A 17,044-nucleotide genomic window follows, 5' to 3' on the forward strand; every position below is an offset into this window, starting at 1 on the left:
AAACAAGTATCGCGTAAATTCCTATCTTTGTGATTGGTGAAACATCTCTTGGATTTCTCATTTTCAAACCAACTTTTTGTTTTAGTAAACGCTTTGCGTTGCCTTTGTTCTCTTAATGAAATTCCAACTAAACACAAGCAGCATCACAAAGATAATCATTGAAAACGCAGCTGCATAACCAATTCGGAAGTAGTTCAAACCCACCTTATAGACCCAACTTACGAGAATGTGTGTTTGGTCAGATGGCTCACCACCATTGCTTACTAGCCACACTACGTTGAAGTTATTAAAAGTCCAAATTGTGCCTAGTGTGATAGCAGGTATCATTACTGGCTTTAGGAGCGGAATTGTAATGTGTCGCAACTTATGATACCAGTTCGCTCCATCGATCTCTGCAGCCTCATATAGTGCATCAGGGATAGACTGCAGGCCTCCTAGTGCTACTACCATCATAAACGGAAACCCTAACCAGATATTTGCAATTAAGCAAGCGGCAAATGCTCCCCACTCGGTGCTGAGCCACTGCACACGCTCTAACCCTAGTACTGCCAACACTTGATTTACTGCACCGTATTCCGAATTAAACAGACCGCGCCAGTTCAGCGCCGTAATATATTGGGGCACTGCCCAAGGTAAAATCAAGATAACACGAAACAGGTTTTTTGCCCGAATATTTTTATCCAATAAAATCGCCAAAAATACACCGATTGTTACATGAAAGAAAACATTTGTTGCTGTCCAAAGTATTGTTTTGAATAAAAACCACCAGAACTTCGAATCGGTCAGCACACTGATATAGTTTGAAAAACCTTTGAAGCGCCAATCTTGGAAATGCTCTAAGTTCATATTGCTAAAGCTTACCACCACATTGTAAATAAATGGGTAAAGCACCACCGCTGCCATCACAATTAGAGCAGGTAGCGCATAAAGGTAAGGCACAGGATTAAATTTCTTCCCTGCTGGTTCGTGCGTCTGACCATCTTGCGTCGTTGCACTTTGCTGTGCAACGCTCGTCCTCTCCAATTTCGTGGCTACTTGCATACTACTATTCTCTCATTTCTTTAATGAGTTTGACAGCTAAGTCTTGCATTTCTTTAGCTGCTTCGGTCGGCGACTTGCTGCCATTAATAACCGATTGATAAGCCGGTCGCATTGAATCCCAGATTACACGCATTTCGCTCACAACAGGCATTGCCACTCCAACGCTTAGTTGTTCAAACGACCCTCGCAAAATTTCGTCTTCCTGCAGGATAGGGTCACGGTAGGCTTCCACACGCGCAGGAATAGTGCCTGCTCGACGTGTGTATTCTAGCATCACCTCTGGGCTGCAGAGAAACCTTAACAATTTGCAAGTTGCTTCCAATTTTTCCCCTTTCGTGTTGACATTAATACTGTAGCCTCGTGGCGAAATCATCGGTGCAGGGTATTTTCCTGTTTCATCAATCATCGGTATTCTTGCCACACCGAAATTAATTCTCGCTTCTTTGTAGCCTGCCCACGCCCAAGGACCGTTGATAATCATTGCTGCTTTTCCTTCTCTGAATAGCGTATTCGCTGTGTTGTAATCGCATTCCTGTGGAATAATTCTATGCTTGTCTCGCAAATCTTTAATTAGCTGAGCCGCTCTCACAGTTGCTTCACTATTTAATTTTGGTTCGGCGTTTTCATTCATTACGATTCCACCGTATCCGCCAAGAAACGGCACAAAAAAATACGGCTCGGTGTAGTTCCATACCAATGCGTATTGGTCAGGCTTTCCATCGCCGTCGAGATCTTTCGTGAAAGTCTTCCCCCACTCAATGAGTTCATTCATCGTTTTCGGGGGCGTTGGAATTAAATCCTTGTTATACACTAAGCAAAGGTGGTTACCAATCTGGTCACCAATTTGGTATAAATGTCCATCTAAGTAAGTGTTTGCAGGAATAGGCTTTGTGATAAAACTATCTAAAAAGGCTGGCTCAAACAAGTTTTCCAGCGGTTGAATAACCCCCAACTTTACAAACGGTCCTACCATATCGCTTGGACCGTAGACCAAATCTGGGCCTGAGCCACCTAACGCTGCAATCATAAAATTTGTCCGAAGTTGCTCCGTCTCGTAATACAACTCTCGAAAGCGGTATCCTTTTTCTGTAAGTAATTTGCCATCAGGGTGCTCCACTGCGAACTTTACTAACATTTCACTTAACACCTTCCGCTCACCGGGATTCATTTGCGTCCAAACCGTAATCACTTTTTCGCGTTCATTTGCACAGCCCCAAAGTAAGGCAGCAACAATTAAAAGCCATTTTTTTGACTCTAAGATTCTTGCGCTTCGCTTCGTGCGCTGCTTCATACCGCGGAAAAATATTAAAAGACAAGGCTCGGCAGTATGCCGAGCCTTGTCGATTTTGCAGCAATTACTTCACCAGCATCATCTTCATTGTTTGCCTGAAGTTGCCGGCGCTGATGCGGTAGAAATACATTCCACTCGAGAGGTTTGTTGCGTTGAACTGCACGGTGTATGTGCCCGCTGCCAAGCGCTGGTCAACCAGTGTCGCGACTTTGCGACCTAACACGTCAAAGACATCCAGCTGCACATTCTCCGCTGTTGGAATGGAGAAGCGAATGGTCGTGCTTGGGTTAAACGGGTTCGGATAATTTTGCTCTAAGCGATACTGACGTGCAACAGGCGCTGACAGGTCGCGCTCTGGGGCACTAAGTGATGCATTCCCGCCTGCAAACACTGCACGCACTGTTGCTGTTGAACCGACTGGAATTGTTGCTGGGAAGTTCACTAAGTAGTCTGCCCCCACCAAGCCTTCATTATCCAAACGTCCATTTGCTGGTGATGGATCGTCGAAGATGCCACGGTAGAAGATAGAAAACTTGAATGGCCCAAATGCTGTCGAAGTTGCTGGAATCACTGCCTCAAAGACACCTGGCGGTTCAGTGCGGCTGGAATCGAGGAAGATGAATCGTTGTGCGGCTGGAATAGCCTGACCAGGTGGTGGTGGGTTCGAGTTGCGCAAAAGTGAGGTATCGTTCCAGTTCGGCCAAGCTCCGAAGACTCCCTCACCAGCGATATAGAGACCGTAACGCAAGCCGTTTAGGTCGCCACGCAGCGCCCCCGCCGCACGCAGTGAATCAATGCTTCTGCCGCCCAGCGTGCGCCGGCCGCGCGTATCTAGCACGACACGCACATTGAAGTTTCGGCTTACGCGAATTGCAATCACGGGCTTGAGTGGCGTTGGCGTAGCGTCGAGGTCAGCAGTGCCTGTGCCGAAGTTGAATCGACGATTTTCCCCGATTTCCCAGCCACCGTTTGTAAAGCGCCCACCTGTTGGACTATACGCTTTGAACTTCCACTCCACAGTGCTGTTTTCTTCTGCAGTGATGCTGATTGTATCTACGAAGGTTGAAGTCAAGCCCACACGGCGCATTGCGGGTGGCGTGCCTGTCCAGTCTCTGAAAGGTCCTGTAACCCCAATCGTATCGCCTGCACCAAAGCCTGACGCCAAAAGGTCACTCATATCGGCTCGGAAAATCACACGGCGAGTGCGGCGTGGAAAGCCTTGCGATGGGTTATCGTTCCAGTAACGTGAAACGGTAAGTGTTTCTGCTGCAGCTTGACGGAATTCAACTCGGCGGTCATCTCCATCCTCAAATCTCAGTGGGCGACCTGCGGCAAGGTTGCGGTAAGTGAACTTGTAGGTAATTGTGCCGATGTTTGCTGCACCCAGTGGTCTGAAAGGCCCTGTATAGACAGTGTCGTTTGCATTTGCACTTACCACGCCAATGCGCGTTGAGTCACCCGGTTGCGAGTAGCGACCTCCTGCACCTGAAAAAATGAGTGCATAGAGCGTGTCGCCCGCTTGAATTTCACCTGTCTGTCTTAAGCGTCGGATATTCACTGAAAAGCGCACCACATCTTGCGCCTGCGCCCACACATCGGTGGAAGATAGCAGCAGTAGTAACAGTAAAAGCAAGTGATACCTCTTGAACATATTTGCTCCATTAAGTTTTAGTTAAAAAAGAGTGCCAAACGTTGGTTTGACTAAACAAATAAAGAACGAATTCGTATACTTTGAAATTTATCAAAATTCCAGACTTAATGCGAACCACTGTGGCGGATTTAGTCGCCCAAAAGTCTGATAAGTGTAGTCAAAGCGCAGGACAACAGTACTAATCGGGTAGCGCAGGCCTGCACCAAAAGTCAGGCCTTTTTCACTTTCTCGCTCGAAGAGTGCATTGTAGCCGATGCGCACAAAGAAAATATCTTTCCACGCATATTCGCCGCCAAGATTCAGCGTCTGCCCGTTGTCGAGCGGAATTGCAGTATCTAAGGCAAACGAGAACCGATTGGTCTCATCACGCAAGACATCGTAACTAACGCCGATTCGGTAAATGAGTGGCAAGTTAAACTGATCGGTGAGTAGGCGTGCAGGCACATTGCTATTGACGCCCCGCTGCGTGCCGCCAGTTTGGTCATAGTTCACCGTCAGTCCTTCGCCGTCCAAGCGCATTTGCGTGCCAAAGTTGCTGATGCTTGCACCGAGTTTTAAGCCATTTGGCAGAAGACCCGTATCGTAGTAGAACCCGATATCGAGTGCAAAGGCATTAGCTGCGGTGCGGAAGATGGATTGATTGATAAACTTCAAGGTGATGCCAACGGAGAAGCGGTCTGTGAGACTTTTACCCCAAGAGAGCTGAGCCGCAAAATCACTGGCAGAAAAGGTCTCGCCTGTGCCATCTGGGTTAGAGATGGTCGTCACTTCAAAGTTGCCATAGTTTAGCGCTGTAATTGCCACGCCGAAACTGCCTGCAATACCTGCCGGGACTGTAGCACCTGCCCAGTTGATTTGTGTGCCAATGAGCCACTGCGTATGCGTAAAACCCACGCGAATCTTATCGCTCCGCACAATTCCTGCGGGATTCCAGTAGAGTGCAGAAATGTCGTCTGCCAGTGCTACAAAGGCACCGCCAAGTGCCGTTGCTCGCGCTCCCATTCCAATACCTAAAAATGGCGCGGCTGTAGTGCCAAATTTCGATTGCGCCTGTGCTGCACAGAACGGCAGCCCAACCGCCGTTAGAATGATGAGCCACTTTGAAATTCCCTGCTTCATTTTTTCCTCCTTACTTGATAACGGCGAACTTGCCGGTTTTTGTGCCAATGCCGGGCGCATCGACATGGTAGAGATAGATGCCATAAGCGACATCTAAATTCTCCGATGTTTTCAAGTCCCACTCTACTTGCGAGGTTGGATAGGAAAACGTGCCAACGCCTTCATTTTCTCGGTCACGCTTGCCGAAACTGGTATTGCCATCGGGGTTATCGGCGTAGAGCGTGCGAATCAGTTCGCCACGAATGGTGTAGATGCGAATCGTAGAGCGCAGCGGCACATTCTTGAAGAAAATTTTTCGTGCCGCGCGTCCGCGCGTATCGGCACCCACCAGATTGCCTTCGGCTGTGTTGGTTACAATGTAAGGATTCGGGAATACCTTGATATTGTCTAACGCACTCTTTACGCGCTCAGGGTCTTCAGTTTGTGCTTTGAGTTCGACTGTAAATCGGTCAACCGCTGTGATAGGCCGCTTCGTGCGAATAAACAGCGTATCACCCGGCTTCGGGAAGTAGCGTGCTGGCGAGATGTTGATGTTCCATGAAAAGAGTGTATCGATTGCTGAACCTTCTGGCTGCTCGCAGATACTGAGATTGACGCCAAATTCGCCAATTTCGCTGCCTGTAGCAGGGTCTAAGAAAAACCGCTCGGGTTGCCCAGTCAGTAGGTTAATGACTTGGAAATTCGTGTTGCGCGCAGGCAGCGAGGTTAGGACGCCATCGACGATTAAGTTCACAGGGCTCGATCGCCCCGGACGCATCACGATAGCGTATTCAGCAGGTTTGCGAATCGCTCTGCCACGAATGCTTGGTGCAAGCAGTTGTGCAGTAAAGGCATTGAGCCGCGGCACAGTATCTTCGAAAATCGTGCGCACGCCTGGCACACGCCAAAATGCACGATCGAGCCGCGTCTCTGGCACATTGACAATCGTAAAGAATGTGCCGATTTTGTCAATTAGTGCCGTCTCTTCGGTGGCGCGGTAGAAAAGGTCTCCTTCCTGCGTTTGCTGATACAGTGCAGGGTTCCCCAAGAAGCGCTGAAAGACGCCGTTGATAATACCGCTCTGCCGAAGCAGTGTATCAGGACGCGAGGGATTTGTTATATCCAACACGCGAAAGAAACTTGTGCGTGGTTCAAGTGTTTCGTCAGGGTCAGCCGCATCAAGTAACCCATCGCCATCATTGTCAATACCGTCGTTGCTAGTATCTCTGAACTCTACTTGAATGCGCCTATCTCGGTCAATTTTGCGTGGGTTGATGAGGTCATAAATCACGCGACCTGAACCCCGATTTAGTGCACTGGGTCGCAAGGTATCAGATGACGGGCTATTGTTACGCAGCCCCGCTTGCTCGGCACGTGGGGTAACCGCTACAGTGTTGGGGCTAAGCAACAATCGACCACGGCCGTCAATAAAGCCACCAATGCTATTTTCACTCGGTGGAATCGCGGCTGCAGGGTTCGGCACCACGATGACCGAATCACGGCTGATGCGATAGAGCGTATCAAACGGAATGTAGCCCCGTGAATATGCTGCCACCGCATAGTAGTAAGTGCGTCCGTTCTCAACATCGGTATCGGTGAAAGTGTGCGTGAGTCCTGTTTCTTTGCCAAGATAGAATGCGACACCACGCGATTGCTCTGACAAACCGCGTCCCACCAGTGGGAAGTATCCAAAAACACCGTTGATTTTGTCGAACTGTGCAATTGGCGCTAATCTAAAGCGCTGCTCGCCTTGTCCGCCTGAAATCACCCGTGCATCGCTGAACTGCGGGTCTGTGCTTTTGTAGATTTTGTATCCCTCGAAGGTAAAGGCTCTTGGGTCGCGTCGTGTGCCTTCTGCTCCCACAATGCGGCGGTTGATGAAGACATCAAAGTAGTCTTCGGCTTCGCTTGTCCAATAGAGTGTAACGCGCCGGTCACCTGGAATAGCAGAAAGACGCGGTGCAGGGCGCGGCGGTCCAGCAAAGTTGTAGTTATTGTCATAAATCTCTTGCACAATGTCTTTATTGGTCAAGATTTCATCGGCGGTTTGACCGAAGACCAGTGCAATGGAGAGCCGTTCCGTTTGTCCGCGCTTCAAAGGAAAGTAGCCTGTGCCGTAGGTATAGTCGCCATCTTTCGGCACAAGGTCCAGCGTATCGAAGACACCGGGCGTCGTAACACGCCAGAGATCATCAGAGTTGCCCATCTGTGGCGAGGCAGACAGGTCAAACTTGTAGCTTGTTAATCCAATCTGGTCTGCTTCTACCACATCTGTTGCATCAAATGCCGATTCGCCCGTCGTCGGTGTGGCGTTGTTTTCACCTCTATCACCTGTGCCAGGCCTGCCATCGGTGCCAACATCGTCCAAGAGTGTCCAATTTCCATTGTTGTCTAAACCGTCGTCTCGCCGCTCATCAATCATTGGGAAGCGTGTGGGGTCATTCAAATTCTCCCCATTGCGCGCCAGTTGAATGTAGTTGATAAAGCGCAGGGGCGGCAAAAGAATGATGCGTGAGCGTCCCGTTACGATGTCTGCTTCTAAGCGCGTTCGGCGGAAGTGTAGGCGGTAGTCTTCGTCAATGATACCGTTCAGGTTGTTATCAATCAGGTCGCCTGTGATTTCACGCAATGTATCGCCAACCGAAATGGTGCGCGTAATGCCCTGTGAGGTAATGGTAATGCTGCCCGAAGCCGGCATTGTTACGGCACGTCGCCACGAGACTGTATATGGCTCTGTATAACCTGCTGCTACGCGTGCAGGGGTTTGAATTAAGGTATCATTAATCGTGATAAGAATATCGCCGCCACGGATCACTCTCGGAGCGTTTTCGCCACGAAAAATACCTCGCTGCACATCTGCGACAAATTCATAAAAGTCGTAGCCTGTCGGCGAGATTTGTCCAACAGGAATTGCCGCAAATTGGCTTGGTGTCCCTCGATTAGGAATCGCAAACGGCCCACTACCGATTTTGTTCCAGTCATCATCGTTATCAATGCCATCGAAAGGATTGCCTGGGCTTTCTAAGAATGCCACGCCTACATAGCCTACAGGAAAATTGCGATTCCATGCGCCATCGACGGCTGTTGGGTCAGGACGCAAGTTAGTTTCTGAGACAGGGTTCCATGTGTAGGTAATCGAGCGACTCTGGTCAAAGACAGACACATTGCGCTGAAACTGTCGTCCAACCGCTGTACCGACTACTGAGCCAAACACTACCTTGTCGTAGTCGTAATCGCTAATGTTTTTGATTTCGTAGAGCCAGAAAATGTTGTCTTGTGCAAGAAAACTTGACCATTGTAAGCCACGTGCTTTAACTTGGAAGCCTACGCCGTAGCGGTTTGGGTCAGAGGTTGGACGGAAGCCAAACTCTTCAAACCAGCGGCGGTCTGTAGCGTCATCGAAGACGAAGTAACTTTCTTGGTCTGCATTGAAGACTCCACGCCCGAAGTAGCCGTTCCAATCCGCTTTGCCTGTTGCTGGGTTAATCCAAGTCGGTTGGTCTGGCCAGCGGTCAGGCCATGAGGAAGGAATGTGGCTCATTGCAGGAAATTCTTCGGCGGGATTGAAAAATCCTTCAACGGGCTGCAAGCCTTCGAACTGACCATTGACGATACGATATCCTCCTCCTCGCGGTCCTTGATGCGTCGTAACATAGCGCGCTACAGCCGTTACATCTGCTGCTCGCTGTCCATTTACCACAATGTTGCGAATCGTCGTATTGAGTCGGCCACGCGGAATGGTTACAATCTGGTTATCGCGCAGGCGTCGTCCTGTCAGAGCAGTGGTATCGTTGTTGGTGTAAATGATAGTATCGCGAAAGACGCGCTCCACGCCGAGAATGATGTTCAGGTCGTAGATGTATTCGTTTTCATCAACCGGCCAAGCACAGGTAGGCAAGAGTGGCGCAATAAAAGTTTTGCTACCGATAAGACCATCATTTTGGAACTTTGTGCGCACGCGATTGCCATTGTGCAATCCCACACGCCGATTGGCTCGACTGCTGCGCAAATTGAGCGGAATGTTCTGTGCCATTGCGTCTATGCTCTCGCCTGCAAGTATCCAAAAGGCCAGTAGCCACACCAGTTGGTATGGGAGACGCTTGGCGCAGTGTGCAGCTGGGAAAGAGTTTCTCATCGTCAGTTACAGCTTTCTTGCATGGGTTAGGTGTTACAGAGCAAAACTTACACCCACCAGCACCTGACGCGGTGGTGCAAAGAGTTGTGGTCGCCGCTGATATTCTTCTGGTGTATTGACGCTTGAGCGCACACGCGTATTTTGGAAAATGAGGTCTGGCGTCAGCAACGCAAAAGGATAGTTTCCTGACTGGTTGCTAAAATCCAGAAGGTTGTAGACCTGCACATAGAGGCTCAGCTTACTCTTGTCGAGTGTGAAGGTTTTTTGTGCGCGCACATCTAACGTGAAAGTTGCCGGCCGTGTCAGCGAGTTGGTTACAATTTCACCTCGGCTGCCACGCACAAGAATTGGGAACGGCGCATTGAGGTCAGGCGTGTAGGGGAATCCGCTGCCAAAGCGTGCAATTGCACTTAGCATCCAGCCGTCAATATCAAAATTGCCTGTCAAGTTTAAAGTGTGCGTTTGATTCCAGTCCAGCGGCACCAGTGTCGTTGGCAATGGCGCATTTGCAGCCAGTGCAAAGGCTGCAGCGGCTGGATCGGATGCATTACCTTGAGCCACTTGGAAGGTGTAATCCACGCCGAAGTTGAAGAGCTGAGAGAAGCGCTTATCGATGCGAATCGTTAGACCTCGCGTCAAGGCATAATCGGTGTTTACAAATTGTGTGTAGGCGCCTCTGTCAAAATACTCTCTAATGAATGCGCTGCCGTTAAGGTCGCGAATGTCGTTAAAATACAGTGCCACATCGACGGAGATGTCTTCTCCAAACTGTTGCTGTAAGCCCAGTTCGCCCTTGATAGTGCGTTGCGGTTTCAGGTCAGCATTGCCAAATGGACCGCTGACACTGGCAGCAGGGTCTCGTCGAAAGAAGGGATTGCGATAAAGAAACTCGAAGTTTGGGATTTGAAAGACTTGCCCGAAGAAAAAGCGCAGCACGCTGGTCTCGGCAATCGTAAAGGCTACCCCCAAGCGTGGGCTAAGCTGCCACTTAAGACTTGCGCGCTCATAGTTGCGACTGAGCAATTCCTGACCGTTGCGCACATAAATCGGCAGATTTTCTCGGATGTTCGGCACTACATTGCCATTTGCATCACGGGGTAAGTTTTCAGGACGGAGCGGGTCATATGGACTTGGGTCCGACGGATCTTTGGGCACGATGCCATCGGGGTAGAACACATCTAAGCGCAGCCCAAAGTTGACAATGAAGCGGTTGATTTCAAACTTATCTTGAATGTAAGCAGCAAACTCAATCGGTCGGCGGTCATAAAACTCGTAGCCTGCTTCCCCCAGTTCAGCGCGCCGCAGCCGAATCACCCCTGTTTGCAAAGAGCTTTCATCAAGAAATAGACTGGCACTTTCCAAGAGCAAGCGATGAAACTTGATATCGAAGCCTGCTTTGACCAGATTTTCCGTGTTGACCTGCGAGGCAATATCGCCCTTGATGTTAATCGTGGTTGTAGAGCGGTCGAAATACCCTGTTTGTGCACCCGTTACGAGAAATTCCTGCCCGAAATCCGCTTGTCCAGGACGATACGCTCCAGCAGGTGTCAGCCCATTGATGCCCCAATTGAGATAGCGTTTATCCAGTGGGTCTTCGTAGAGGTAGTTCTTCACGCTCACATGGAGCAGCGATGCGCCCAGTGTGAAGTAGGTTGCAGCGGAAATGGGCTGCGTAAGATTCACAATCCCGGTGTAAGAGCGGCGAAAATTATTGCTGACCCCGTCTGGAATGAACTGCCAGTCAAAGTCAAACTCTCGGAAGCGCTCATCAGAGAATTGAAACTGCGCACTGATTTTGGATAGTCCGGGTCGGAAGGTAAGCTTGCCCAGCCCAGCAAACTTTCGATAGGGGTTCATTGGCACAAACTCTCCGTTGCCCGTTGCGAACTGTCGGAAATTGTCTGTCGCTTGACTTAGCACGCGATAGACCCTAATGCCTTTGGTCGCAATTTCCGCATCGTTTCGTGGCGGATCACTGGGGTCAACAGGATAGAAGAAAAAGTCTCGTGCGTCAGGATTTTGGCGTTGGTAATCGGCAACCAGTCGGTCTCGTTCCTGCACGCTTCGTGCCGTACCAATGTAACCACCGATTCGATTGCCCGTGAAAATGCTTGCAGGCAAAATATCACCCGGGTTAAAGATGCGCTGCCCATAGAAGCGTCCCTCGTCTTCGAAGTATCGTGCATTGACAAAGAATGTGAGCAAGTCTTTCTGTGCATCTGCAATCGGAATCGGCCCGCTGAAACTGCCTTGAATATCGCGAGAGCCTACTGTGCGAATGTTATTGACATTTTGGAACAAATCGGTGCGCGGCGTAAGGTACCCACCGAAGAAGGTTTGTAGGTTGCCTTCGTAGTTCGTGCCCCCTTCTTTGGTTACGATGTTGATGATGGCGGACATTGCTTGACCGTACTCGGCATTGTATCCGCCTGTGAGCAGTTCCAGCTCTTGAATCGCCTGTGACTCGACGCCTAAATTGTTGATACCACGCCCCTGATTACCGTCATAGACGTCATTGACCATAAAGCCGTCGACAATGTAGGCTGCTTCCCCGCGCCGTCCGCCGCGGAAGGTCCCCCCCACTACACCAGCTTGAATCTCCAGCACCTGCGCAGGGTTCTGAATCGGAAGCGCAAGAATTTCCTCATTTCCGACGGCGGCACGAGTTGCGGTCATATCTTTGACCACCAGTGGGCGTTCAGCCGTGATGACTACCTCTTGTGCCTGCACGCTCTCAATGCGCAGCTTGAAGTCTGCTCGGGTCGTCATATCCACACTAACCTTGACGTTGCGCAGCGTTGCAGTTTGGTAGCCCACATATGAACAACGTAGCGTGTAGGTGCCGGGCGGCACATTGAGAATGACATAGTCACCGTCAATGTTGGTTTTGCCACCCAGTTTTGTGCCTTCTACCACTACAGTGGCTCCAATTAGTGGCTCATTGGTCTCTGCATCGACCACTCTGCCAGCAATCTTCCCTGTTGTGCCGAGCCACTTGCCGCACTCTGACCGCTCTCGTGGCAGTGGACTTTCGCTCGCAAGCAGCGTCGGTGCACAAAGCAAAATATGCAGCAAAAGGTAACACAAGGTAGGGAAGGCGTGTGGGACTACACTGCTTGACTTCATAGAGTTCCCCTTTCTCATTGTCACAGCAACGGGTTTCCAGAGTGCCGATACCGCACTACGCACTCCTTGTTTCCCCGCTTCTCATTGTCTTGGTTTTAGGTTACAGCTAGCCTTTGCGCAGAGCAACTTACACCTTGAATTTGCAACCTGCGCAAGGTTTTTTTCGTTAAGTTTTACTTTCGAAAGTTAAAACAAATCTCTCCCAGTTGCAAATTTTGCGTTGCCATCACAGCGTTTTTCTTGCATACGGCCTACTAGTAGCTGGGAGCACAGCAAAACGAATTTCAAGCTACCGCTTGTTATTCCTGCCAAACTTCCTTCTATGCAAACTTCACGCTCAACCCATACTTTTTTTCGCCGTGCAGCGTGGATTTTAGGTGACCAGCTTTCGCTGCAAAACGCTGCTTTGCTCGCTCTCGATAAGCACCAAGATGTGGTAGTAATGATTGAATCACTCGAGCATGCCACCGCCATGAATCATCACAAAGCTAAACTTCTGCTTTGCTTTTCAGCGATGCGGCACTTCCGTGATGAACTGCGTGCGCTGGGCTATACTGTTTTTTACTATGAACTACCTTGCCGCTACAATTTTCTATCGGGCTTGCAAGCACTGGTCTCGGAGCACGGTATTTGCGAACTGCTGGTCATGGAACCACACGAAATTGCGACCGTGCGCTTTGCGGAAACATTGCCTGCATTGCTTGGCATACCAGTTCGCCTCATGCCGAACACGATGTTTCTTACCTCACGCACCGAGTTCATTGCGGAGTATCAAGGTGAGTCGCACCTTGTGATGGAAAATTACTACCGCAAGATGCGCCGAAAGCTACGTGTGTTAATGGAGAATGGTAAGCCAATTGGTGGGCAGTGGAACTTCGACAAAGCCAATCGTCACACAGCAAGAGATTTCTACGCTGCTCGCCTTTGCGTGCCTCCACTTTGGCAACCTTCCTTTGACACAATTGACCGAGAAGTCCAAGACATGGTAGAGACTTTTTTCCCAAACCACATTGGCTCTCTATCGCATTTTGCTTTACCCACTACACGCAAAGATGCTGAGCGATTTCTTGATGACTTCATTACGCACCGCCTAAGGTATTTCGGCGAGTTTGAAGACACAATGATTCAATCTGAACCCGTGCTCTTTCACTCTGTTCTTTCGCCTCTTCTCAACATCGGTTTGCTCAGCCCGATGCAGTGCGTCGAAAAAGCAGTAACCGCATTTGAAGCTGGTTTTGCACCCCTCAACTCGGTTGAAGGCTTTGTGCGTCAAATTATCGGTTGGCGTGAGTTCATCTATGGCTGCTACTGGCTTAAAATGTCCAAGACCGATTACCACGAAGAAAACTACTTTCACCATACTCGCCCCCTGCCCCAGTTTTATTGGACTGGCGACACTCCGCTCAATTGTCTTTCTCAGGTCATCAAGAAGGTGCTAAAGTATGGCTACACACACCACATTGAGCGTTTGATGATACTCGGTAATTTTGCCCTGCTGGCAGGCGTTTGCCCAAAGCAACTCAATCAATGGTTCTGGGAGCTTTATGTCGATGCATATGACTGGGTGGTTACGCCAAATGTGATGGGAATGTCGCAATTTGCAGACGGCGGCTTTGTGGCCACCAAGCCTTATTGCTCCAGTGGCGCTTACATTGAAAAGATGAGTGATTACTGCAAATCATGCATTTACCGTGTAAAGGACAAAGTTGGTCCAAACGCTTGTCCGTTCAACTACCTTTATTGGGACTTTTTGATGAGGCACGAAGCCAAACTGCGTCCAAACCCACGCATTGGTATGATTTACGGCACACTAGATAGAAAATCTGCGGCGGAAAAAGCCGCAATTCGTGAGTCTGCCGAAGCTTTTCTGGCTTCACTGCCCGGCAACTCTTACTACACGTAGTGTATTTTTTCACGCCATGTAGCTTAGTATGCAAAAACCTCTTCGTTTGGGTATTGTAGGCGTTGGCAAACTGGGTGAAGTGCACGCCAAATTGCTCTCTGAGCTTTCTTCGGAGCGCAAAGACGTGGTGTTTGTCGGCGTCTATGACAAGAATCCTGCCCGCTCCGCTGAGATTGCAAGACGATTTGGCACCCGCGCCTTCGCCTCTCTGGCCGAATGTGCCCAGAGCGTTGATGCCGCAATTGTTGCTACCACGACCTCTGCCCACTTTGAAGTTGCTTCGGCGCTTATGCGCTGCGGCGTGCATCTCTTGATTGAAAAGCCAATGACCGCCACGCTCGAAGAAGCTGATCAACTTCTTAGGCTTGAGAAAGAGACTGGCGTAAAGATTCAAGTTGGGCATGTGGAACGGTTCAACCCTGCTTTTGTGGCTGTGTCGCAATACATCGGCGAGCCCGTCTTCATTACGGCGGAGCGGCTCTCCAGCTTTTCCCGACGCGCCACAGATGTCTCTGTAGTCTTGGACTTGATGATTCATGACATTGACCTTATTCTCTCTCTGGTGCCTTCTGACATTATGCATATTTCAGCTACTGGCGTGGAAGTCTTTTCAAATGAGCTGGATATTGCAAACGCACGCTTGGAGTTTGAAAACGGTGCGACAGCCACCGTTACCGCCAGTCGCATTAGCCGCACACGTGTGCGCAAGATGCGCTTCTTTTGTCGCAATCCGCAGAGCTATGCTACGCTTGATTTGATGACGGGTAAGTCAGAAATTTTCCGCTTGCTGGATGCCCCACCTTTGCGAACCCCCTCGCTCAAAGAATTTGCGACGCAAAAGGTGCTTTCGCTTTTTGGCGACCTTGAAGGTGTGCTAAATGGCCGTGTGATTGATTTCATCAGCCCTGATGTGCCCAAAATCAATGCTCTCAAAGCCGAGCAGCAAAGTTTTATTGATGCAGTGCTCTACGACCGACCAATTTGCGTGCGTTCATCTGAAGCACGTCGTGCATTGGATATTGCTACTCGCATTACCACACGAATTGAAGATCACCTTCGCCGCCTACGTGCACATTCCTCTACGCCTTAGGAGAGACAGACACTTACTGTTAGAACTTCGTGGGTGGGAGAAAGTCTACGGCTGGAATCTTGACAAAAAAACTTGTGCCTTTCCCTTCTTCAGTCTCAAAATACAGCTCGCCATTATGCTTCTTTACAATGCTGTAGCAGATGGACAGTCCAAGCCCTGTTCCTTTGCCAACTGGCTTTGTGGTGAAGAAGGGGTCAAAAATTTTTGCTTGAATGGCTCTTGGAATGCCTGTGCCATTGTCTTGCACTTTTACGACTACATAACCATCTTGAAATGAAGTTGAAATGTGAATATGTGGCTTTGGACTTTGTTCTACGGCATGCACTGCGTTCTGAATAAGGTTCAGGAACACTTGATTAAGCTGCGCTGGGTAACAGTCGACCATTGGAATGTTGCCATACTCAGTAGTGAGCCGAATGTTTTGTTCTTTGAATTGATGTCCGATAATTAGCAAGCAACTCTTTATGCCTTCGTTGAGGTCGGCTTTTTTCATTTCTGCTTCATCGAGTCGTGCGAAGTTTCGCATTCCTTTCACCAATGCAGCCATCTGCTCTAAGCCTGTGGTCATTCCACTAAAAAGCCGTTCTGTGCGCACTACAATTTCCTGCAAGGCTTCTGGCGTTGAAAGGTTGGAATCGCTAATCGCTTGAAATTCCTTTACGGCTTGCTCAATTTCTCCACGGTTGAGTGCCTCGAGCGCTTGCAAGGCGCTGGCATAGAGCCTTGCTAATTCTTTGAAGCGACGCTGGGCAATTTCGACATTGTTACTTACATAGCCGATTGGTGTGTTTAGCTCGTGCGCAATTCCTGCTACCATTTGCCCAAGCGAGCTCATTTTTTCGGACTGAATCAGATGCGCTTGTGTTTCTTGAATCTCTTTGAGTTTTGCCGCCAGCTCTGCCTCCAAGCGTTTTCGTTCTGAGATATCGGTGATGAATCCGACTAGCACCATTGGTAAGTCATTCTCGTCAAAGAGCGCTCGTCCATACTCCAGCGCCCATTTGGTTTCGCCCAGCTTTGTAACCAAGCGATACTCGACTTGGAACGGCTCTCGCAACTCGACAGCCTGCTGAATTTCATACCAAACCCGGTCTCGATCGTCAGGGTGAATCACTTCTTCGCCTAAACTGACCTTGTTGCTCATAAACTCTTCGGCCGAGTAGCCCGTCAGCTTCATACAGCCTTCATTGACAAACTCCATTGCTCTAGACTTGTCGTTCTGACCCAAATAGACCATTCCGACCACGTTGCTTACGATATTATGTAGCTGCTGGCGGTTTGCAGCCAGCGATTCTTCCAGTTTTTTTCTTTCTGTCGAGTCAATCGCTGCGCCGCTAAAGAGCGTGCCGCCATCGGCAAGCTGACGTGGCTTTGCAGTCCACTGGACAAACTTTTGCGCGCCATTTGGGAAGAAAAGCCAATCTTCAAACACAAAGTTTGTGCGCTTGCTGACGGCTTCTTTGACGGCGCTGAAGAATCTCATCTGACTTGAGCGCAACATTAGCTCAAAGAGCCGCTCTGGATGAGCCAGCAACTCTGCCGCAGGCATAGCCAGCAAGGTTTCGCAAGCTGGATTGACGTAGCAAAAGTAGAACTCCATCTCGCGCGTTACGAGAAACTCATAGATCATCACAGGCGAGTGCTCCAACATCAAACGGTATCGTTCCTCGCTTTGCGTGTCGGATTTTCTCAGCGTATCGAGTTGCATA

Annotated in this window: 9 protein-coding genes; 2 read left to right on the forward strand and 7 right to left on the reverse strand. The window is 49.5% G+C overall.

The annotated features are described in order from the left end of the window. Positions 1–81: 81 nt before the first annotated feature. The 6 genes from NZM05_06475 to NZM05_06500 all read right to left on the reverse strand — a co-directional run bounded on the left by NZM05_06475 (position 82) and on the right by NZM05_06500 (position 12,342). Positions 82–1,041, reverse strand: coding sequence for a sugar ABC transporter permease (locus NZM05_06475; protein MCS7013259.1), 960 nt, complete (start codon positions 1,039–1,041; stop codon positions 82–84). Between the two features lie 4 nt (positions 1,042–1,045). Then, positions 1,046–2,332 (reverse strand): extracellular solute-binding protein, encoded by a 1,287-nt coding sequence (locus tag NZM05_06480; protein MCS7013260.1) that lies wholly within the window; start codon positions 2,330–2,332, stop codon positions 1,046–1,048. A gap of 64 nt (positions 2,333–2,396) precedes the next feature. Beyond that, positions 2,397–3,983, reverse strand: a complete 1,587-nt coding sequence (locus NZM05_06485; GenBank protein ID MCS7013261.1) for a T9SS type A sorting domain-containing protein — start codon at positions 3,981–3,983, stop codon at positions 2,397–2,399. Positions 3,984–4,073: 90 nt separating this feature from the next. Continuing rightward, a complete protein-coding gene (locus NZM05_06490; protein MCS7013262.1) occupies positions 4,074–5,102 on the reverse strand; it encodes a PorV/PorQ family protein in 1,029 nt (342 codons plus the stop codon). A gap of 10 nt (positions 5,103–5,112) precedes the next feature. Next, a complete protein-coding gene (locus NZM05_06495) occupies positions 5,113–9,216 on the reverse strand; it encodes a hypothetical protein (protein ID MCS7013263.1) in 4,104 nt (1,367 codons plus the stop codon). A gap of 33 nt (positions 9,217–9,249) precedes the next feature. Then, entirely contained in the window at positions 9,250–12,342 is a 3,093-nt protein-coding gene (locus tag NZM05_06500) for a TonB-dependent receptor (GenBank protein ID MCS7013264.1), read from the reverse strand. A gap of 322 nt (positions 12,343–12,664) precedes the next feature. Between NZM05_06500 and NZM05_06505 the strand changes: the two genes are divergently transcribed. Next, entirely contained in the window at positions 12,665–14,245 is a 1,581-nt protein-coding gene (locus NZM05_06505; GenBank protein MCS7013265.1) for a cryptochrome/photolyase family protein, read from the forward strand. Positions 14,246–14,273: 28 nt separating this feature from the next. Next, positions 14,274–15,335, forward strand: a complete 1,062-nt coding sequence (locus NZM05_06510; GenBank protein MCS7013266.1) for a Gfo/Idh/MocA family oxidoreductase — start codon at positions 14,274–14,276, stop codon at positions 15,333–15,335. Positions 15,336–15,354: 19 nt separating this feature from the next. On the opposite strand, the gene NZM05_06515 is transcribed toward NZM05_06510, so the two are convergent. Beyond that, positions 15,355–17,043 (reverse strand): ATP-binding protein, encoded by a 1,689-nt coding sequence (locus NZM05_06515; GenBank protein ID MCS7013267.1) that lies wholly within the window; start codon positions 17,041–17,043, stop codon positions 15,355–15,357. Between the last annotated feature and the right edge of the window lies 1 nt (position 17,044).

This window comes from Chloroherpetonaceae bacterium, from assembly GCA_025056565.1.
Classification (GTDB): domain Bacteria; phylum Bacteroidota; class Chlorobiia; order Chlorobiales; family Thermochlorobacteraceae; genus Thermochlorobacter.

Excerpts from the sequence above, each read along its gene's own strand:
- NZM05_06475 (MCS7013259.1), bottom strand. The coding sequence starts at position 1,041 with ATGCAAGTAGCCACGAAATTGGAGAGGACGAGCGTTGCACAGCAAAGT.
- NZM05_06480 (MCS7013260.1), bottom strand. The coding sequence starts at position 2,332 with ATGAAGCAGCGCACGAAGCGAAGCGCAAGAATCTTAGAGTCAAAAAAA.
- NZM05_06485 (MCS7013261.1), bottom strand. The coding sequence starts at position 3,983 with ATGTTCAAGAGGTATCACTTGCTTTTACTGTTACTACTGCTGCTATCT.
- NZM05_06490 (MCS7013262.1), bottom strand. The coding sequence starts at position 5,102 with ATGAAGCAGGGAATTTCAAAGTGGCTCATCATTCTAACGGCGGTTGGG.
- NZM05_06495 (MCS7013263.1), bottom strand. The coding sequence starts at position 9,216 with ATGAGAAACTCTTTCCCAGCTGCACACTGCGCCAAGCGTCTCCCATAC.
- NZM05_06500 (MCS7013264.1), bottom strand. The coding sequence starts at position 12,342 with ATGAAGTCAAGCAGTGTAGTCCCACACGCCTTCCCTACCTTGTGTTAC.
- NZM05_06505 (MCS7013265.1), top strand. The coding sequence starts at position 12,665 with ATGCAAACTTCACGCTCAACCCATACTTTTTTTCGCCGTGCAGCGTGG.
- NZM05_06510 (MCS7013266.1), top strand. The coding sequence starts at position 14,274 with ATGCAAAAACCTCTTCGTTTGGGTATTGTAGGCGTTGGCAAACTGGGT.
- NZM05_06515 (MCS7013267.1), bottom strand. The coding sequence starts at position 17,043 with ATGCAACTCGATACGCTGAGAAAATCCGACACGCAAAGCGAGGAACGA.